Origin of the sequence: Janthinobacterium sp. PLB04 (genome assembly GCF_021165895.1) — a bacterium.
GTDB classification, from domain to species: domain Bacteria; phylum Pseudomonadota; class Gammaproteobacteria; order Burkholderiales; family Burkholderiaceae_D; genus Janthinobacterium; species Janthinobacterium lividum.
Map to the genome: position 1 here is coordinate 4,555,230 of NZ_CP088968.1, position 19,140 is coordinate 4,574,369.

Sequence of the window (19,140 nt, forward strand, 5' to 3'; positions counted from 1 at the left end):
ATCGGTATTTTCCATGTCACACCCTCCCCATCGCAAAACCCTTGGCAATGTAATGCCGCACGAACCAGATCACCAGCGCGCCGGGCACGATGGTCAGCACGCCCGCCGCCGCCAGCACGCCCCAGTCCATGCCGGCCGCCGACACGGTGCGCGTCATGGTGGCGGCAATCGGCTTGGCATTGACGGACGTCAAGGTGCGGGCCAATAACAGTTCCACCCAGCTGAACATGAAGCAGAAGAAGGCCGTCACGCCCACGCCCGATTTGATCATTGGCAAGAAAATGCGGATGAAGAAGCGGGGAAAGCTGTAGCCGTCGATATACGCCGTCTCGTCGATTTCCTTCGGCACGCCGGACATGAAGCCTTCCAGTATCCACACGGCCAGCGGCACGTTGAAGACCATGTGCGCCAAGGCCACTGCCAGGTGCGTATCCATCAGGCCCACCGTCGAATACAGCTGGAAGAATGGCACGAGGAAGACGGCGGGCGGCGTCATGCGGTTGGTCAGCAGCCAGAAGAACAAATGCTTGTCACCCACGAAGTTATAACGCGAAAAGGCATACGCGGCCGGCAAGGCGACCGTGACGGACATCACCATGTTCAAGGCCACGTAAATCATGGAATTGATGTAGCCGCTGTACCACGACCGGTCGGTAAAAATCGTGTGGTAGTTGGCGAACGTCAGTTGCTGGGGCCACAGGCTCAGCACGCCGACGATTTCCTCGTTGGTCTTGAGCGACATGTTGAGCATCCAGTAGATGGGCAACAATGACGCCAGCAAAAAGACGGCGAGGATGGCACTGCTCATTTTCTTGTGCATCATTTCTGGTCTCCCGTGCCGACGCGCTGCATCCACGTGTACAGCACAAAGCAGAACAGCAGGATGATGAGGAAATAGATCAGGGAAAAAGCGGACGCCGGCCCCAGGTCGAACTGGCCCACGGCCTTTTGCGTCAGGTATTGCGACAGGAACGTGGTCGCATTGCCCGGCCCGCCGCCCGTCAGCACGAACGGTTCCGTATAGATCATGAAACTGTCCATGAAGCGCAGCAACACGGCGATCATCAGCACATTGCGCAGTTTCGGCAGCTGGATGTAGCGGAACACGGCCAGGCGCGAGGCGCCGTCGATGCGCGCGGCCTGGTAATACGCGTCGGGAATGGCGCGCAAGCCCGCATAGCACAGCAGCACGACCAGGGGCGTCCAGTGCCAGATATCCATCACCATCACCGTCAGCCAGGCGTCGAGCGAATTGCCGTTGTAATTGTAGGCTAAGCCCAGCTGGTTCAGGGTATAGCCCATCAGCCCGATATCGCCGCGGCCAAAGATTTGCCAGATGGTGCCCACCACATTCCAGGGAATCAGCAAGGGCAGCGCGATCAGCACCAGCGCCAGCGACGCCTTCCAGCCATCGGCCGGCATGCACAGGGCGATCAGAATGCCCAGCGGAATCTGGATCGCCAGCACGGAGCCGGAAAACAGCAGCTGGCGCAGCAAGGCGCTGTGCAGGTCGCCGTCCAGCATGACCATGCGGAACCACTCCGTGCCCACGAAGACCTTTTGCGTGGGGCTCAGAATATCCTGCACGGAATAGTTCACCACCGTCATCAGCGGCAGGATGGCGGAAAAGGCCACGCACAGCAGCACGGGCAGGATCAATAGCCAGGCGCGGCGGTTGTTATCGGTTTTACCGTTATGTATCATCAGGCCACCCGCTTATCGTTGACATAGAACAAGGTGCGTTGCGGCGGAAAGCGCAGCCGCACGGCATCTCCCGCGACGGCATCGATGGCGCGCAGCTTGGCCGCCACCGTCGCGCCACCCAGCTGGAATTCCGCCAGGTAATGCGTACCCATGTTGCGCACGGCCGTGACCGTGGCGTCCAGGCAATGGCCGCCACCCCCGTCTCCCGGGTACGCCTTGACGCACTCGACGAATTCGGGCCGCACGCCCACCGTGATTTTTCCTTGCGCACCGGACAGCGCCGCACGCGCGGCGGCGGACACGGCGAGTAGCTGCCCCGCCACGCGCACGCCGCCATCGTCCAAGGTGCAATCGAGCAAGTTCATGCCCGGATTGCCGATGAAATAGCCGACAAAGGTGTGCTCGGGTTCCTCGAACAGGGCTTGCGCGCTGCCCGTCTGCACCACCTCGCCCTGCGTCATGACGACCACCTGGTCGGCAAAGGTCAGCGCTTCCACCTGGTCGTGCGTGACGTAGATCAACGACAATTTCAGTTCGTGGTGGATTTCCTTCAATTTTCTGCGCAACAGCCATTTCAAATGCGGGTCGATCACCGTCAGCGGTTCGTCGAACAGCACGGCCGCCACGTCGGGGCGCACGAGACCGCGTCCCAGCGAAATCTTTTGCTTGGCATCCACGGACAAGCCGCTGGCGCGCAATTTCAGGTCGCCCGTCAATTCCAGCATCTGCGCCACTTGCTGCACGCGCTTTTTCACCTCGATCTCTTTCCAGCCGCGATTGCGCAACGGAAACGCCAGATTGTCGTGCACGGTCATGGTGTCGTAGATGACGGGAAACTGGAACACTTGCGCGATATTCCGCGCCTCGGTCGGCAGCTGCGTCACGTCCTTGCCGTCGAACAGCACCTTGCCATGCGACGGTTTCACCAGGCCGGAAATGATATTGAGCAAGGTCGTCTTGCCGCAGCCGGACGGTCCCAGCAAGGCGTACGCGCCGCCGTCATGCCACTCCATGCTCATGGGCCGCAGCGCGTAGTCGCTTGGCGCCGTCGGGTTCGGTTTGTAGGCGTGGGCCAGGTCGACCAGTTCGATGCGCGCCATGTCAAGCTCCTCCCGGTGCAAACAGCAGCCCGCCGTCTTGCGCGAAGATCAGCAAGGCATGCGGCTGGCAATACACGGTGCAGGCGCTGCCGATCTCCAGGTTGTGCACGCCGCCCAGCTGCGCCACAAGGGCCAGGTCGCCGCGGCGCGCATGCACATAGGTTTCCGAGCCGCTGATTTCCGCCAGGTCCACCTGCGCCGCGATGGGCACGTCGCCATCGGACTGGGGAGACAGATGCAGGCTGTGCGCGCGCACGCCGAGGATCACCTCCGTACTGTCGCCCAGGCGGGCGCGCTGTTCGCCGCTCAGGTGTATCGACAGGCCGTCCGCCGCCTGCGCCACGCCGTGCGCATCCACGCGCGCGGGGATCAGGTTGATGGGCGGGTCGCTGAAGGTGCGCGCCACATCGATGGAATTGGGGGCATTGAAAACGTCCAGGGTCGGCCCCTGCTGCAGCAGGCGTCCCTCGTGCAGCACGGCCACGTGGCCGCCCAGCTGCAGCGCTTCCAGCGGCTCCGTGGTCGCGTACACGACCGTCGTGCTACCGCTGGAAAACAGTTCCGTCAATTCGCGGCGCAATTCCTCGCGCAGCTTGTAGTCGAGGTTCACCAATGGCTCGTCGAGCAGCAGCAACGATGCATCCTTGATCAGCGCGCGCCCCAGCGCCGTGCGCTGCTGCTGCCCGCCCGACAGTTCCCCGGGCGTGCGCTGCAGGTACGGCGTGATATGCAGGCGCTCGGCCAGCGCCAGCACTTTCGCCCGTATCTGTTCCTCGGGCACCTTGCGCAAGCGCAAGGGCGAGGCGATATTGTCGTAGACGGTGAAGGCCGGATAGTTGATGAATTGCTGGTACACCATGGCCAGGTTGCGACGGCTGACGGGCACGCCCGTCACATCGACACCATCGGCCGTCACGGTGCCCCCGCTGGGCTTGTCCAAGCCCGCCATCACGCGCATCAGGGTCGTCTTGCCGGCACGCGTGGTGCCCAGCAAGACGTTGATGGCGCCCGGCACCAAGGCCAGCGACATCGGATATAAAAAGTCGTCAGCCCCCTGCTTCCTGCTGATCTTGTCCAGTACCAGTTGCACGCGCTTCTCCTCCAGTGATGGTTTCTTATTCTTCGCCGCACCCTCTGTGGAGCGCGGTCGCCAACGTGTTGTGCTTACGGCAAAGGGTGCTGCAACAGCCAGGCATCGAGCCTATCCGCCGTCTCGCGCGGCAGGTGCAGACCCAGCTTGGAGCGCCGCCACAGGATGTCGGCCGCGCTGACGGCCCATTCATGGCGCCGCAAATAGTCGACTTCCGCCGCGTACAGGCCGGCGGCGATTTCTTCGCCCATGGCCGCCACGTCCGCCCTGCCATCGAGCAGCACGTGGATGCGCGTGCCGTAGGCGCGCGCATAGCGCGCCACCAGCGCCGCCGGCAGCCACGCATACTCGCGCTGCAAGCCTTGCACGAACTGGCCGAACTCGCGCACGGCCCTATTCTGCGGCACGGCGCCATACACATCGCCGCCGGGCAGGCAAGCCTGCTCCGTCCAGGCCCGCCGCCGCTTGCTCTGCTCTGGCACCAGCAACGGCTCCAGCACATCGAGCGCTTCCTCGGCCAGCTTGCGGAAGGTGGTGATCTTGCCGCCGAAAACACTGAGCAGCGGCGCACCTTCCTGGTCCAGTTCGAAGCGGTAATCGCGCGTGACGGCCTTGGCATCGGCCGCCGCGTCTTCCACCAGCGGGCGCACGCCCGCATACGTCCACACCACATCGGCAGGCACAATGGGCTTGCTGAAATAGTAACTGGAAAGCTCGCACAAGTAACGAATTTCCTCGTCGTCGATTTCCACCTTGCCGCTGTCGCCGTGATAGTCGAGGTCGGTGGTGCCGATCAGGGTGAAATCGTGTTCATACGGAATGGCAAACACGATGCGCCCGTCCGGATGCTGGAAGATATACGCGTGATCATGCTCGAACAGGCGCTTGACGACGATATGGCTGCCCTTGATCAGGCGCAAATGCCGGCCCTGTCCGCCGGGCGCCGCCTGCTGCAGGAATTCGGCCGTCCACGGCCCGGCCGCATTGACGACGCTGCGCGCGCGCACGGACAGCTCACGCCCGTCGCCCCGCAGCAGAGTCGCCTGCCAGGAAGCGTCCGCACCCGCGCCGTCGCGCCACAGGGCCGTGCAGCGCGTCTGCGTCAGCACATGTGCACCGTTGTCCGCCGCATCGATGGCGTTCAGCACCACCAGGCGCGCATCGTCGACCCAGCCGTCGGAATACACGAAGCCGCGCTTGAACTCGGGTTTTAACGGTTTGCCGGCCGCGTGGCGCATCAGGTCGATGCCGCTGGAGCCCGGCAGGATTTCCCGCTTCGCCAGCATGTCGTAGAGGAACAGGCCGGCGCGTATCAGCCAGGCGGGACGCTGGCCCTGCGCATGCGGCATGACGAAGCGCAGCGGCCACATGATGTGCGGCGCCGAGCGCAGCAGCACTTCACGCTCGATCAGCGCCTTGCGCACGAGGCCGAATTCATAGTATTCGAGGTAGCGCAGGCCGCCGTGTATCAGCTTGGTCGATGCGGATGAGGTGTGCGCGGCCAGGTCGTCCTTTTCGCACAGCACTACGGACAAGCCCCGCCCGGCCGCATCGCGCGCGATGCCGGCGCCATTGATGCCGCCGCCCACCACCAGCACGTCGCATGCCATCGCTGTCTCCACACCTTGCTGTGCTGCGGTCATCGGGACTCCGTGTATGTCGGGGACACGCTGGCGAGGAAAGACTAGGCATCGCCGGCGACTGTCGTTAAGATCACCATCTGGTAATACGCATGCAATATGAATAAGATACGCCAGAATGCGAACCCATAGCAACATATTTTCATCACTATTTGTTCGTTTCTGTTCGTTTATGATTTTTAAAGAGACAAATCCATGATTTTGAATCCCCGCCAGCGCCGCCTGCTCGAAGTGGTGCGCCAGAAGGTCACCATGTCCGTCGAAGAGCTGGCCCAGCAGCTGGGCGTGACGCCGCAAACCGTGCGCCGCGACGTCAAGCAGATGGAAGAAGCGCGCCTGCTGGCCCGCTACCACGGCGGCGTCGGCTTGCCCTCGTCCGTGGAAAATATCGATTACAGCCAGCGGCAGGTGTTCAACAGCGACGCCAAGCGGCGCATCGCCGCCGCCGTCGCCACGCAGGTGCCGCACGGCTGTTCGCTGCTGATCAATATCGGCACGACCACCGAGGAAGTGGCGCGCGCGCTGGGCCGGCACACGGGCTTGCACGTGGTGACGAACAACCTGAACGTGGCCGCCATCCTGGCCGACAACGCCGCTTGCGAAGTCATCGTGGCCGGCGGCGTGGTGCGCGGGCGCGACCGCGGCATCGTCGGCGAAGCCACCATCGACTTCATCCGCCAGTTCAAGGTCGACATCGGCATCATCGGCATTTCCAGCATCGACGAAGACGGCAGCCTGCGCGACTTCGACGCGCGCGAAGTGAAGGTGGCGCAAGCCATCATCGAGCAGTCGCGCGAAGTGTGGCTGGTGGCCGACCAGCATAAATTCGGCCGCAAGGCGCTGGTGCGCCTGGCCGACCTGGCGCAAATCGACATCTTGTTTACAGATGCGCCGCCACCGCCCCGCTTTGCCGAAGTATTGCGCGACGCGAGCGTGAAGGTGGTGCTGGCCTGAGCGGGCCGCATTTCTGCAAGAAAACCCCGCACTGTCGCGTGGGCAATACGCCGTGTGTGGGCAAGCGCACCGAATGATATGAAATATTTATCAATTCGGCAAAAATGCTGTTACCATTGATGCAACATGAGTTATTTTTTTAATCTTCCTCTCTGGCAATACGATTATTTGCTTGATATTGTTTTTTTATCCCTCCAGAGCAAGAAAAAAGGAAAAACTCTTTGCCGGTAAGTGATTTCCTGTGAAAACAGTGTTAAAACTATCTCAAGCACGATGATTGTTCCCAAACAAACCACTCGACAGCAAGCGTGAAGGCCTTAACCATGCCGGCAACGCCGCCCAGTGAAGGAAAAGAAATGAGCCATAATTTTGAAGCGGCCGCCATGCCGCAATCCGCCCATCCCAACAGCGTCCCCGTCAGCGAGCTGGAAGCCCACCTCGGTTACTGGCTGCGTTTCGTTTCCAACCACGTTTCCCACAGCTTCCAGAAAAAAGCCGAAGCCAATGGCGTGACAGTCTCCGAATGGGTGGTGCTGCGCGAAATGTTCCGCCTGGGCTGCACCTCGCCCACGGTGCTGGCGCAAGTGTCCGGCATGAGCAAAGGCGCCGTATCGAAACTGATCGACCGCCTGGAAAGCAAGGGCATGGTCAGCAAGTCCATCCTGCTGGCCGACCGCCGCCAGCACTCGATCGAACTGACCACGGAAGGCGAGGCGCTGGTGCCCGTGCTGGCCGAAATGGCCGACCAGAACGACGAGGAATTCTTCGGCAAGCTGCCGCGCCAGCTGCGCGACGACCTGCTCGAAGCGATGAAGGAAGTGGCGCGCACGCATCAGCTCAAGAGCGCCCCGCTGAATTAACAGCAGTAACACTCCCTGCAAGGGTGACACGGTGGCGCGGGCGCTTCGGCTATGATGCTGGCCTGACTGTCTACCAGGAACACGCATGGCCCTGCACATCGAAACACCCTTGCTCAACTCACGCGCCCTGAGCCTGCACAGCGAACGCGCCATCTGGCTCAAGCTCGAAGCCCTGCAACCGCCAGGCTCCTTCAAGATCCGCGGCATCGGCCTCGCCTGCGAAGAATACGCGCGGCGCGGCGCCAGCCGTTTCATCTCCTCTTCCGGCGGCAATGCCGGCATCGCCGTCGCCTATGCGGGACGCCAGCTGGGCATTCCCGTCATCGTCGTCGTGCCGGAAACGACCAGCCAACGGGCCAGGGCCCTGATCGCGCAGGAAGGCGCCGAAGTCATCGTGCACGGCGCCGCGTGGCAGGAAGCGAACGCGCTGGCGCAGTCGATGCTCACGCCGCAGGACGCCTTCTTGCATCCGTTCGACGACCCGCTGCTGTGGCAGGGCCACGCCGGCATGATCGATGAAGTGGCGCGCGCGGGCCTGAAGCCGGACGCGGTGGTGCTGTCGGTGGGCGGCGGCGGCCTGCTGGCCGGCGTGGCCGAAGGCTTGCAACGCAACGGCTGGGATGACGTGGCCCTGGTGGCCGTGGAAACGCAAGGCGCGGCCTCGCTGGCGGCGGCCGTGGCCGCGCGCGAACACGTGACCCTGCCGGCCGTGACGAGCATCGCCACGTCGCTGGCCGCGCGCCAGGTCTGCGCGCAGGCATTCGCCATCAGCCAGACGCGCCTGCTGCACAGCGTGGTGGTGTCGGACCAGGCCGCCGTCGACGCCTGCCAGCACTTCATCACCGACCAGCGCCTGGTGGTGGAGCCGGCCTGCGGCGCGGCGCTGGCGACCGTCTACGGCAAGGCGCCGGAACTGGCGCCCTACCGCAATGTGCTGGTCATCGTGTGCGGCGGCGTGACGGCCACCACGCAGCAGCTCGACCACTGGACTGCCACCCTGTAATACTCAGGGCGCCGCCTCGAGCAGCGCCACGCCATCGCGGCCCTGCCCCTTGGCGGCATACAGGGCCTGGTCGGCCAGGTCCAGCAACTGCGCCGCCGTCAGCGCGCCTTCGCGGAAGATGGCGATGCCGATGCTGGTCGTCACCGGCAGCGGGCCGCTGGCCAGTTCAAAGGGCTGGCGGATGGCGTCGATAATCTTGGCGCCCACGTGGCGCACTTCGGCCGCGCCGTTCACGCCTTCGAGAATGATCACGAATTCATCGCCGGCCAGGCGCGCCACCAGGTCGCTGGCGCGCACGCTGCGCACCAGGCGCGAAGCGAATTCCTTCAGCACCTCGTCGCCCGCCTTGTGGCCCAGGCTGTCGTTGATGGCCTTGAAACGGTCGATATCGAGATAGGCCAGCGCCATCGGCGCGCGCGCAGCCCGCGTGCGCTGCATGCTTTGCGCCAGCTGTTCGTCGAAGCGGCGGCGGTTGGCGATGCCCGTCAGGGTGTCGGTGGCGGCGGCAAACTGCAGCGCCGTGTGCATCGCCTTGGTCTTGGTGATTTCATGAATCAGGCCATACACGCCTTCCACCGTGCCGCTCTCGCCCACGTCAGGCACGTAGCTGGTCTGGAAGGCGCGCCGGCCGGCGTCCCCCTCGCCGCCGATGGTGAATTCATATTCGACCTCCTCGCCCGCGAAGGCGCGCCGCAGGTATTGCTCGCGCAGCTGGTACGCTTCCTCGCCCAGCACCTCGCGGATCGACTGCATCAGGCTTTCCTGCTGCGACCTGCCGAACCACTTTTCAAACGTGGCGTTGATGAACTGGTAGCGGTGCTCGCGGTCGATATAGACGATCACCACGGGCACGTGGTCCGTCAGCAGTTTCAAGCGCCGCTCGCTGTCGCGCGTCTGCGCCTCGGCGATTTCGCGCTCGGCCACCAGCGAGTAAAAGTCGCGGCTCAAGTCGCCGATCTCGTCGCGCCGCTCGATTTGCAGCGCCTCGATGCCCAGGCGCTGGCGGCGGATCTGGTGCACCTGGCGGCGCAAGCGTTCAAGCGGCAGCAACAGGCGCAGCACCACGCGCCAGCCGGCCAGGCCCGCCAGCGCCGCCAGCAGCACGGCGGCCAGCAGGATCTTGCTGCGGATGGCGTGCAGCGGCGCGAAGGCTTCGCTCATGGGATACACGGACGCCAGTATCCAGCCCGTCGAGGCGATGCGGTGGTAGGCGAACAGGGCATCGACGCCTTGCGTGGTGGTGCCGGTCAGCCAGCCCTCGTAGCCCTGCATGGCGCGCCGCGTGGGCACGCTCACGGGGCCATGGGCTTCGATATGCTGCATGATGCGCGACTTGTCGGGATGCTCGACGATGACGCCTTCGCTGGTCATGATGTACAGATAGCCGCCCTGCCCCGGCTTGAGGGCGCCCAGACGGCCCAGGAAATCGGGCTGGCGCAGGTTCACGCTGGCCGCCAGCACATAGCGCACGCCGCCCTGCGCGTCGAACACGGGCTGCGTCACCACCACGATGGGCATGCCGGAGATGCTGCCGTTGAGCGGCGCGGAAATCACCGAGCGCCGGGTCGCCAGCGTCTGTTCAAAGTAAGGACGGCCCTTCACGTTCAGCCCCGCCTGCGGCTTGAAGGGACTCACGCTGGCCAGGACGTCGCCGTCGATGCCGACCACGCCGGCCGAATAAAACTCCTTGCCCAGCACCGTTTGCGCGGCCAGGAAGCGCTGCAGGCTGGCGCCGTCTTGCGCGCCGCTGGCCGCCAGGCTGTCCGCCATCGCGCGCAGCACATTGCGCTTCGCGTCGAGTTCCTCATCGATGAAGACGGCGGCGCTGGCCAGCGATACGTATTGCTGGCGTCCCGTCACGTCGCGCATGCCCCGTTCGGCCACGGCCAGGGTGGCCAGCGCCAGCGAAGCGACCGCGCCCAGCACGAGCAGGAAAACGACCACGCTCATGCGCGCCTTCAGGCTGGCGGGCAGGCGCCGGCGCAGCCACTGACGCAATGTCCCTCTTGTCGCCGTCATGCCGTCACGTCCGCCGCTGCAAATACCGGTACAGGCGCTCGACCGACTCGTCCAGCGCCAGGGTGCCCGTGTCCAGGGTCAGCGCGGCCGCCAGCGGCGCTTCGTAAGGGGCGGAAATGCCCGTGAATTGCGCCAGCTGCCCCGCGCGCGCCTTTTCATACAGGCCTTTCGGATCGCGCGCTTCGCACACGGCCAGCGGCGTGCTGACGTGGACTTCGATGAAATGCGCCGTGCCGATGATGGCGGCGGCCATGGCCCGGTCGGCGCGATACGGCGAAATGAGGGCGGCGATGACGGTCAGGCCCGCCCCGTTCATCAGGCGCGCCACTTCGGCCGTGCGGCGGATGTTTTCATGCCGGTCTTCGGGCGTAAAACCCAGGTCGCGGTTCAAGCCATGGCGCAGCTGGTCGCCGTCGAGCAGCGCCACGGCGCGGCCCTGCGCCTTGAGCCGGCGCGCCAGCGCATCGGCGATGCTGGACTTGCCGGCGCCGCTCAAGCCCGTCAGCCAGACCGTGTCGTGTTGTCCTGCTGTCATCACACTGCCTCTCCCCTTGTAGAGCTGGCAATATAACAAAGCCGCGCAGGAAAGGACAGATTATCAGGCAGCGCTGCGCGCCTCAAGCAGCAATTGTCGTATCTCCGGCACGCAGGAGCCGCAATTGCCGCCCGCCTTGACGCAGGCCGTCACCTGCGCCGTCGTCGTCAACCGCTGTTCCACGATGGCCGCGCAAATGGTGTTGCGTCCCACGCCAAAGCACGAACACACGGTGGGCCCCGCGTCCACGCCCTTGCCGATGGGCTGCCCCAGCAGCACGCCGGCGCGGTCGGCCGCATCCATTTGCGCGTGCGCAAACAGGCCCGCCAGCCAGCTGCGCGACGGCAGGTCGGGACGCGGCGAGACATACACGCATTGCGCGATGCGCCCCTCGTCCAGGTGCACGGCGCGGTACACGCCGGCACTGGCGTCCGCATAATCGAGCCAGTCGGCATTGTCGTCCGTGACGCCCAGCAGCGCGCGCGCCCAGGCGCCCAGGTCCTCGATGCGCTGGCGGCCGGCCAGCTCGTAGCGCAGGAACTGCTCGCCCTGGATGCGCGTCCAGTGCGCCACGCCGTCGAGGTTCAAGGGCGTGCGGCTCAGGACAAACGCATGCCAGTGCACGCGGAACTGCTCGATGCGCACGGGCGTGTGCTTGAATTCCGGCTCGCCCGAGACAGGGTCGACAACGGGGTTGACGACGGCGCCCACGCGCGCATCGGACGCATTGGCGTCGCTCCAGTGTATCGGCACGAAGACCTGGCCGCGCGCGATGCCGCCGCCATGCACGACGCGCGCCACCATCGCGCCCCAGGCGCTGGAAATGCGCGCCAGCTCGCCTTCGCGCACGCTGTACAGCAGCGCATCCTGCGGGTGGATGTCGATGAAGGCTTCGGCGATGTGGCCTGACAGTTTCGCCGCCTTGCCCGTGCGCGTCATCGTGTGCCACTGGTCGCGCACCCGGCCCGTGTTGAGGATCAGCGGATAGTCCTCGTCGGGCATGTTGCGCGGCACGCGCGGCGCCGTGGGAATGAAGCGCGCGCGCCCGTCCGCATGCGCGAAACGGCCGTCGCCGAACAACCTCGCCTGGCCCTGCGGCCACTGCTGCGGCGCCAGGGCGTCATAGCGCGCCGCATCCAGGCCAGCCAGGTGGCCCAGGTTGAACAGGCGCGCCGTGTCTCCCGCGTTGCGGAAGGCGGACAGGCGCGCGTGTTCGTCGAAGATGGCCTGCGGCGACGTGAAATCGAAGCCGGCATGGCCCATGCGCCGTGCCACATCGCACAGCACGTCCCAGTCGGCGCGCGCCTCGCCGGGCGCCGGCAAAAACGCCCGCTGGCGCGAGATGCGGCGCTCGGAATTGGTCACCGTGCCATCCTTCTCTCCCCAGCCCAGGGCCGGCAGCAGCACGTCGGCATGGGCATTCGTGTCCGACCCGGCGCTGATGTCCGACACCACCACCAGTTCGCATTTGGCCAGTGCGCGGCGCACCTGGTCGGCGTCCGGCATGCTGACCAGCGGATTGGTGGCGATGACCCACACGGCCTTGACCTTGCCCGCCTCGATGGCCTGGAACAAATCCACCGCCTTCAGGCCAGGCTTGCTTGCCATGCGCGGAGAGCCCCAGAAGGTTTGCACGGCTTCGCGGTGCAGCGGCTTGTCCAGCTCCAGGTGCGCTGCCAGCATGTTGGCCAGGCCGCCCACTTCGCGCCCGCCCATGGCGTTCGGCTGGCCCGTGAGGGAGAACGGCCCCATGCCGGGCTGACCGATGCGCCCCGTCGCCAGATGGCAGTTGATGATGCTGTTGACCTTGTCCGTGCCGGAGGACGACTGGTTCACGCCCTGCGAAAACGCCGTGACGACCTTGCGCGTGGCGGCAAACGCCTGGTAAAACGCCAGCAAGGCGTGCGGGTCGACCTTGCAGATGGCCGCCACCTGCAAGGGGTCGCCGCAATCCACGTGGGCGGCCGCCAGCGCGTCGTCCAGTCCCGCACTGTGCCGCGTGACGAAAGCGTCATCGATCGCGCCTTCCTTCGCCAGATAACACAGCAAGCCGTTGAACAGCCACACGTCGGTGCCCGGTTTCACGGGCAGATGCAGGTCGGCCAGCTCGCAGGTGGCCGTGCGGCGCGGGTCGATCACCACCAGTTTCATGTGCGGCCGGCTTTCCTTGATACGTGTGATGCGCTGGAACAGGATCGGGTGGCACCAGGCCGTGTTCGAGCCCACCAGCACCACCATGTCGGCCAGTTCCAGGTCTTCATAGCAGCCCGGCACGATATCCTCGCCGAACGCGCGCTTGTGGCCCGCCACGGCCGACGACATGCACAGGCGCGAATTGGTGTCGATATTCGCGCTGCCCACATAGCCCTTCATGAATTTATTGGCGATGTAATAGTCTTCCGTCAGCAACTGGCCCGAGACATACAGGGCGACGGCGTCCGGGCCGTGCTCGGCGATGATGGCGCGCAAGCCGCCGGCCACCTGGTCCAGCGCGGCATCCCAGGAAGCGCGCTGCAGCACGCCATCGACACGCACCTGCGGATACAGCAGGCGCTTGTCGAGGTCCAGGGTGTCGCCCAGGGCCGAGCCTTTCACGCACAGCTTGCCCAGGTTGGCCGGGTGGCCGCTATCGCCGGCGATGCGGATGGCGCCGTCGGGAAGGCGTGTCGCTTCCACGCCGCAGCCGACGCCGCAATACGGGCAAGTGGTTTTCACGGGCATGCAGCTAGTCATGAAAGTATCCTGTTGGTCGCTGTCAGGCGGCCTGGGCGCACAGCGCCTGGCCAAACAATAAATGGGTGCGCAGTTTGCTGATGTCGCGGCGCTGCTGGATCAGGTCGAAATACCAGGGACCGTCCTGCACGTCGCCATACAGCACGGCGCCGGCCAGGCGGCTGCCCTGCACCACCAGCCGCTTGTAGACGCCGCGGCGCGGGTCGCGCAGCACCAGGTCTTCGCTGCCCTCGCCGCCGATGATGTCGCCGGCCGAGTACAGGTCGATGCCCGTCACTTTCAGTTTGGTGGCGCTGGCCTGCTGCACGTAGCGGCGGTGTCCCGCGCCGGCCAGGTGCGCGCCGCACACGCGCGCCTGTTCCCAGATGGGCGCGACCAGGCCGAAGGTGGCGCGCCGGTGCTGCACGCATTCGCCCACGGCGTACACGCGCGGGTCGTAGCTTTGCAGGCAGTCGTCGACGACGATGGCCCGTTCGCAGTGCAGGCCGGCCGCTTGCGCCAGGGCGATGTTGGGGCGCACGCCGGCCGTCATCACCACCAGGTCGGCGGGGATGCTGCTGCCGTCCGCAAACTGCACGCCTTCCACGCGGGCGCTGCCCATGATGGCGGACGTTTGCGCGTGCATCAGAAAACGCAGGCCGCGCGCTTCCAGCGCCGATTTCAGCAGCATCGATGCGGGCGCATCGAGCTGCTGGTTCATCAGGGCGCCGCTCATGTGCACGACCGTGACGTCCATGCCCTGGCGCTGCAAGCCGTTGGCCGCTTCCAGCCCCAGCAAGCCGCCGCCGATGACCACCGCGTGGCGGTGCGTGCGCGACGCCTGCAGCATGGTGTCGACGTCGCTGATGTCGCGAAAGCCGATCACGCCCGGCAGCGCATGGCCCGGCACGGGCACGATGAAGGGCGTGGAACCGGTGGCCAGCAGCAGGCGGTCATAGGCAACCGTGATGCCGGACAGCGACTGCACGGTGCGCGCCTTGCGGTCGATGCGCACGACGGGGTCGCCCGCGTGCAGGGTGATGCCGTTGTGCGCATACCAGTCGCGCGTATGCAGCATGATGTCATCCACCGACTTTTCGCCGGCCAGCACGGGAGAGAGCAGGATGCGGTTGTAATTGCCGTGCGGCTCGGCGCCGAACACGGTGATGTCGTACAGGTCCGGCGCGAGTTTCAACAGCTCCTCGACCGTGCGCATGCCGGCCATGCCGTTGCCGACCACCACGAGCGCGGGACGCCGGGGCGGGTTCACAGGGCCACCCACACCATGTCCGCGAACACGCGCGCGGGCCAGGTGGCCACCGAATGCTCGGGCGCTTCGATGCACTCGCCGCTGGCCAGGTCGAAGTGCTGCTTGTAGATGGGCGAGGCGACGACGACGCGCTCGCCGATGCTGCCCACGAGGCCCCGCGACAGCACGGAAGCGCCCGCATTCGGGTCGACATTGTCGATGGCGTACACGCGCGGCGCGGCATCGCCGACGCGGAACACGGCCACGTGGCGGCCACCGAGCAGCGCGCACACGCCCGTGTCGGGCACGATGTCGGTCAAGGGACAGATGGCTACCCAGTTATCGGCGGTGGCGCCGGAAAGTTCATTCATCGCATTCATGGCTCAAGCCTCCACGGCAAGGATGGGGATCACGGTGCTGCGGCGTTCCATCTCGGTGGCGGGGCGGATCTGGCCCCGCTCTTCGACGAACACCACGTTTTCATCGCCTTTGTCGCTGTTGACGAAATGGCGGAAGCGCTGGCGCACGGCGGGGTTGGAAACGGCTTCCTTCCACTCGCAGGCATACGTGTCGACCACGTGCTGCATGTCCGCTTCCAGCTCGTGGGCGATGCCCAGGCGGTCGGCCACGACGACGGCTTTCAGGTAATCGAGGCCCCCTTCGAGATTGTCGCGCCACACGCTGGTGCGCTGCAGGCGGTCGGCCGTGCGCACGTAAAACATCAGGAAGCGGTCGACATAGCGCACCAGGGTGGCTTCATCGAGGTCGGACGCCAGCAACTCCGCATGGCGCGGCTTCATGCCGCCATTGCCGCACACGTACAGGTTCCAGCCCTTTTCCGTGGCGATCAGGCCGATGTCCTTGCCCTGCGCCTCGGCGCATTCGCGCGTGCAGCCGGAGACGCCGAACTTGATCTTGTGCGGCGTGCGCAGGCCCTTGTAGCGGTTTTCCAGCTGGATCGCAAACCCCACGCTGTCGGCCACGCCATAGCGGCACCAGGTGGAGCCGACGCACGATTTCACCGTGCGCAGCGACCTGCCGTAGGCGTGGCCCGACTCGAAGCCGGCCGCGATCAGTTCTTCCCAGATGGCCGGCAACTGGTCGACGCGCGCGCCGAACAGGTCGACCCGCTGGCCGCCCGTGATTTTCGTGTAGAGACCGTATTTTTTCGCCACCATGCCCACGGCGATCAGGCCGTCGGCCGTCACTTCGCCGCCCGGCATGCGCGGCACGACGGAATACGTGCCATCCTTCTGGATATTGCCGAGAAAATAATCGTTGCTGTCCTGCAGGCTGGCGTGCACGGGAGACAGGACGAAATCGTTCCAGCACGATGCCAGGATGTTCGCCGCCACGGGCTTGCACACGTCGCAACCCAGACCCTGGCCATGCGCGCCCAAGAGCGCGCCGAAGCTGCGGATCTTGCCCACGCGGACCAGATGGTGCAATTCCTGGCGCGAGTACGCAAAGTGTTCGCACACGTGGTTGTTGACGGCCAGGCCCTGCTTCTGCATTTCCGCCTTCATGATCTGCGTCACCAGCGGCACGCAGCCGCCGCACGCGGTGCCGGCTTTCGTGCAGGACTTTAATGCGCCGATGGTGGTGGCGCCATCGGCGACGGCCGCGCACAGCGCGCCTTTGGACACGTCATTGCACGAGCAGATTTGCGCCGACTCGGGCAAGGCATCCACGCCCAGGCCCGCCTTTTGCTGGCCGTCGGCCTGGGGCAGGATCAGGAACTCGGGCGATGCCGGCAGCTCGATTTTATTGAGCATCATCTGCAGCAAGGTGCCGTACTCGCTGGCGTCGCCCACCATCACGCCGCCCAGCAGGTATTTGCCGCAATCGGAAACGACGATCTTCTTGTAGATCTGCTTGCGTTCATCCATGAACTGGTAGGAGCGGCTGCCCGGCGCATTGCCGTGCGGGTCGCCCAGGCTGGCCACGTCCACGCCCATCAGTTTGAGCTTGGTGCTCATGTCGGCGCCCTTGAACGAGGCTTCGCCCTCTTCCTGCAGCACGTGGCGCGCCGCGATGCGCGCCATTTCATAGCCGGGCGCCACCAGGCCAAACACCAGGCCGCCCCACAGCGCGCATTCGCCGATCGCGTAGATGTCCGGGTCGGACGTGACGCAGCTGTCGTCGATGGCGATGCCGCCGCGTGGTCCCACGTCCAGGCCGCAGGCGCGCGCCAGTTCGTCGCGCGGGCGGATGCCGGCCGAGAAGACGATCATGTCCGCTTCCAGGTGGCTGCCGTCGGCAAACTGCATGCGGTGCGTGGCCGCTTCACCATCGACGATGGCCAGGGTATTCTTTTGCGTGTGCACGGTCACGCCCAGTTCCTCGATCTTGCGGCGCAGGACGCGCGCACCGCCTTCGTCGACCTGCACGGCCATCAGGCGCGGCGCGAATTCCACCACGTGGGTGTCCAGCTTCAAATCCCTCAAGGCCTTCGCGCATTCGAGACCCAGCAATCCCCCGCCGATCACCACGCCCGTTTTTGACTTTCCGCCCCAGGCCAGCATGGCTTCCAGGTCTTCGATGGTGCGGTAGACGAAGCAGCCATCGCGCTCCTTGCCCGGCAGCGGCGGCACGAACGGCGTGGAGCCGGTGGCGAACACCAGCTTGTCGTAGCCCAGCACTTCACCCGTGCTGGCGGTGACGGTTTTCGCCGCGCGGTCGATGGACACGGCGCGCGCATTGAGCTTCAGGACGACGTTGCCCTTGTCGAAGAAGCCGGGCGCCACCAGCGACAGGTCCTCGGCCGATTTTCCGCTGAAAAATTCGGACAGGTGCACCCTGTCGTAGGCGGGACGCGGCTCTTCGCACAAGACCGTCACGGACAGGCGCGTGTTGTTCTCCAGCGCCAGGCGTTCGAGGAATTTGTGTCCGACCATGCCATGGCCAAGGACGACGATGTTCAAGGGGTGGTTCATTGTTCTCTCCTCAGGCCGCGGCCATGTTTGGTTCAGCCGCTTCGCGGGTAAAGCGCACGGCGATGGCGCACAGGGCCGAGATCACCACCAGCGCGCTGAGGATGATCAGGGTCTGGCGGATGTCGCCCGTGCCCTTCATCAGGAAGCCGGCCGCCACGGCGCCCACGTTGCCGCCGGCGCCGATGATGCCGGCCACGCCGCCCAGGGCACGGCTGTCGATGAAGGGCACCAGCGCGTAGGTCGCGCCGCACGCCATGTGGGTGAACAGGCCGAAGACCAGCATGGCGATGACGGCGTACGTGACGCTGTCGACCTTGGCAAACCACAGCAGGCCCACGCCTTCGCCGATCATCAGCATGAACAGCAGGGTGACGCGGCTGTTCAGGTTGCCGCGCAGGGCCAATTTATCCGACATCCAGCCGCCCAAGGCGCGGGCAAACAGGGCCAGCAAGCCGAAGCTGCCGGCGGCCAGGCCCGCCGATTTCAGCGACAGGCCGAAATGGTCGACGTAGTACACGGCGGCGATGTTGTGGATGAAGATTTCGATGCCGAAGCAGGCGCCGTAGGTGACGAACAGCAGCCACACGCGATAATTGCTGCTGGCGGCCTTGAAGCTGTCCCAGCCCCCCTTCTTGCCACCCTCGATAGGCACGCCGGCGGCACGCAAGTCCGAGTAATTACCTTCCGGGCAATCCTGCGTATAGCGCCAGTAGAGGGCGGCCATCACCAGCATCAGCACGCCCGGCACCAGCAGGGCCACGCGCCAGCCCATCGATTCGGACACGCCCAGCATCAGCACGGCACCGAGCAGCAAGGGCATCAGCGCCTGCGCCGCGCCGCCGCCCGCATTGCCCCAGCCGGCTGCCGCCGCATTCGCCGTCCCCACTACGCGGGGCGCGAACATCACGGAGGTGTGATATTGCGTGATGACAAAGCTGGCGCCGACGGCGCCGATGCCCAGGCGGAAGAACAGAAAGCTTTCATAGCTTTGCGAAGCGGCCACGCCCAGCACGGGAATGGCGCCCAGCAGCAGCAAGCCCGTGTAGGTCTTGCGTGGGCCGTAGCGGTCGCACAATGGTCCCACGATCAGGCGCACGAGGATGGTGATGGCGACGGCCGCGATATTGATGTTCGCCACTTGTGCCAGGGAAAGGCCGAACTCGCCCTTGATGACCGGCATCAAGGGGGCGCAGGCGAACCAGGCGAAGAAACACACGAAAAATGCCATCCACGTCAGGTGGAATGCGCGCATGGGTGGCGTGGCGAGGGAGAAGAGCGCGATGCTCGTTGCTTTTTGGCTGGCCATGATAGGTTCCCGAAATATCCCGTTGATAAAAC

Annotated in this window: 15 protein-coding genes; 3 read left to right on the forward strand and 12 right to left on the reverse strand. The window is 65.2% G+C overall.

Annotation, left to right across the window (positions count from 1 at the left end):
• Window positions 1-16 precede the first annotated feature (16 nt).
• The 5 genes from LSO07_RS20080 to glpD form a co-directional block, all read right to left on the reverse strand.
• Window positions 17-823, reverse strand: coding sequence for a carbohydrate ABC transporter permease (locus tag LSO07_RS20080; RefSeq protein WP_034779108.1), 807 nt, complete (start codon window positions 821-823; stop codon window positions 17-19).
• Window positions 820-1,704, reverse strand: a complete 885-nt coding sequence (locus LSO07_RS20085; RefSeq protein WP_070256601.1) for a carbohydrate ABC transporter permease — start codon at window positions 1,702-1,704, stop codon at window positions 820-822. Before LSO07_RS20085 ends, LSO07_RS20080 begins: the two co-directional genes overlap by 4 nt.
• On the reverse strand, window positions 1,704-2,804 hold the full coding sequence (locus tag LSO07_RS20090) for an ABC transporter ATP-binding protein (RefSeq protein WP_151096395.1): 1,101 nt from the start codon (window positions 2,802-2,804) through the stop codon (window positions 1,704-1,706). The genes LSO07_RS20085 and LSO07_RS20090 overlap by 1 nt, the downstream gene beginning before the upstream one ends.
• Window position 2,805: 1 nt before the next feature.
• Window positions 2,806-3,894: an ABC transporter ATP-binding protein gene (locus tag LSO07_RS20095; protein WP_151096396.1), complete on the reverse strand. Its 1,089-nt coding sequence runs from the start codon at window positions 3,892-3,894 to the stop codon at window positions 2,806-2,808.
• 74 nt (window positions 3,895-3,968) lie between these two features.
• Complete coding sequence (gene glpD / locus LSO07_RS20100; protein WP_225317364.1) at window positions 3,969-5,537, reverse strand: glycerol-3-phosphate dehydrogenase; 1,569 nt, start codon at window positions 5,535-5,537, stop codon at window positions 3,969-3,971.
• Between the two features lie 192 nt (window positions 5,538-5,729).
• On the opposite strand from glpD, the gene LSO07_RS20105 reads away from it, so the two are divergent.
• From LSO07_RS20105 to LSO07_RS20115, 3 genes are all read left to right on the forward strand, one after another.
• A complete protein-coding gene (locus LSO07_RS20105; RefSeq protein WP_191909735.1) occupies window positions 5,730-6,488 on the forward strand; it encodes a DeoR/GlpR family DNA-binding transcription regulator in 759 nt (252 codons plus the stop codon).
• 356 nt (window positions 6,489-6,844) lie between these two features.
• Window positions 6,845-7,348 (forward strand): MarR family winged helix-turn-helix transcriptional regulator, encoded by a 504-nt coding sequence (locus LSO07_RS20110; protein ID WP_052139937.1) that lies wholly within the window; start codon window positions 6,845-6,847, stop codon window positions 7,346-7,348.
• Between the two features lie 85 nt (window positions 7,349-7,433).
• Window positions 7,434-8,351 carry a pyridoxal-phosphate dependent enzyme gene (locus LSO07_RS20115; RefSeq protein WP_151096397.1) on the forward strand — a complete coding sequence of 306 codons (918 nt, stop codon included), beginning with the start codon at window positions 7,434-7,436 and terminating at the stop codon, window positions 8,349-8,351.
• Window positions 8,352-8,354: 3 nt separating this feature from the next.
• Here LSO07_RS20115 and LSO07_RS20120 read toward each other — a convergent pair whose 3' ends face one another.
• From LSO07_RS20120 to LSO07_RS20150, 7 genes are read right to left on the reverse strand one after another with little or no spacing between them, the layout of a single operon-like run.
• The gene (locus tag LSO07_RS20120; protein ID WP_151096398.1) at window positions 8,355-10,370 is read right to left on the reverse strand and encodes a diguanylate cyclase domain-containing protein; all 2,016 of its coding nucleotides are present in this window, start codon (window positions 10,368-10,370) and stop codon (window positions 8,355-8,357) included.
• A gap of 4 nt (window positions 10,371-10,374) precedes the next feature.
• Complete coding sequence (gene cysC / locus LSO07_RS20125) at window positions 10,375-10,944, reverse strand: adenylyl-sulfate kinase (protein ID WP_404811500.1); 570 nt, start codon at window positions 10,942-10,944, stop codon at window positions 10,375-10,377.
• A gap of 24 nt (window positions 10,945-10,968) precedes the next feature.
• The gene (locus LSO07_RS20130; protein ID WP_151096400.1) at window positions 10,969-13,638 is read right to left on the reverse strand and encodes a nitrate reductase; all 2,670 of its coding nucleotides are present in this window, start codon (window positions 13,636-13,638) and stop codon (window positions 10,969-10,971) included.
• Window positions 13,639-13,660: 22 nt separating this feature from the next.
• Window positions 13,661-14,887, reverse strand: a complete 1,227-nt coding sequence (locus LSO07_RS20135; protein ID WP_208672424.1) for an NAD(P)/FAD-dependent oxidoreductase — start codon at window positions 14,885-14,887, stop codon at window positions 13,661-13,663.
• Entirely contained in the window at window positions 14,884-15,237 is a 354-nt protein-coding gene (gene nirD, locus LSO07_RS20140) for a nitrite reductase small subunit NirD (protein WP_070256593.1), read from the reverse strand. Before nirD ends, LSO07_RS20135 begins: the two co-directional genes overlap by 4 nt.
• 12 nt (window positions 15,238-15,249) lie before the next feature.
• A complete protein-coding gene (gene nirB, locus LSO07_RS20145) occupies window positions 15,250-17,802 on the reverse strand; it encodes a nitrite reductase large subunit NirB (RefSeq protein ID WP_151096401.1) in 2,553 nt (850 codons plus the stop codon).
• 10 nt (window positions 17,803-17,812) lie between these two features.
• Window positions 17,813-19,108 carry an MFS transporter gene (locus LSO07_RS20150; protein ID WP_151096402.1) on the reverse strand — a complete coding sequence of 432 codons (1,296 nt, stop codon included), beginning with the start codon at window positions 19,106-19,108 and terminating at the stop codon, window positions 17,813-17,815.
• Between the last annotated feature and the right edge of the window lie 32 nt (window positions 19,109-19,140).

Excerpts from the sequence above, each read along its gene's own strand:
- LSO07_RS20130 (WP_151096400.1), bottom strand. The coding sequence starts at position 13,638 with ATGACTAGCTGCATGCCCGTGAAAACCACTTGCCCGTATTGCGGCGTC.
- LSO07_RS20080 (WP_034779108.1), bottom strand. The coding sequence starts at position 823 with ATGATGCACAAGAAAATGAGCAGTGCCATCCTCGCCGTCTTTTTGCTG.
- nirD (WP_070256593.1), bottom strand. The coding sequence starts at position 15,237 with ATGAATGAACTTTCCGGCGCCACCGCCGATAACTGGGTAGCCATCTGT.
- LSO07_RS20115 (WP_151096397.1), top strand. The coding sequence starts at position 7,434 with ATGGCCCTGCACATCGAAACACCCTTGCTCAACTCACGCGCCCTGAGC.
- LSO07_RS20120 (WP_151096398.1), bottom strand. The coding sequence starts at position 10,370 with ATGACGGCGACAAGAGGGACATTGCGTCAGTGGCTGCGCCGGCGCCTG.
- LSO07_RS20150 (WP_151096402.1), bottom strand. The coding sequence starts at position 19,108 with ATGGCCAGCCAAAAAGCAACGAGCATCGCGCTCTTCTCCCTCGCCACG.
- nirB (WP_151096401.1), bottom strand. The coding sequence starts at position 17,802 with ATGAACCACCCCTTGAACATCGTCGTCCTTGGCCATGGCATGGTCGGA.
- LSO07_RS20110 (WP_052139937.1), top strand. The coding sequence starts at position 6,845 with ATGAGCCATAATTTTGAAGCGGCCGCCATGCCGCAATCCGCCCATCCC.
- glpD (WP_225317364.1), bottom strand. The coding sequence starts at position 5,537 with ATGACCGCAGCACAGCAAGGTGTGGAGACAGCGATGGCATGCGACGTG.
- LSO07_RS20085 (WP_070256601.1), bottom strand. The coding sequence starts at position 1,704 with ATGATACATAACGGTAAAACCGATAACAACCGCCGCGCCTGGCTATTG.
- LSO07_RS20090 (WP_151096395.1), bottom strand. The coding sequence starts at position 2,804 with ATGGCGCGCATCGAACTGGTCGACCTGGCCCACGCCTACAAACCGAAC.
- LSO07_RS20105 (WP_191909735.1), top strand. The coding sequence starts at position 5,730 with ATGATTTTGAATCCCCGCCAGCGCCGCCTGCTCGAAGTGGTGCGCCAG.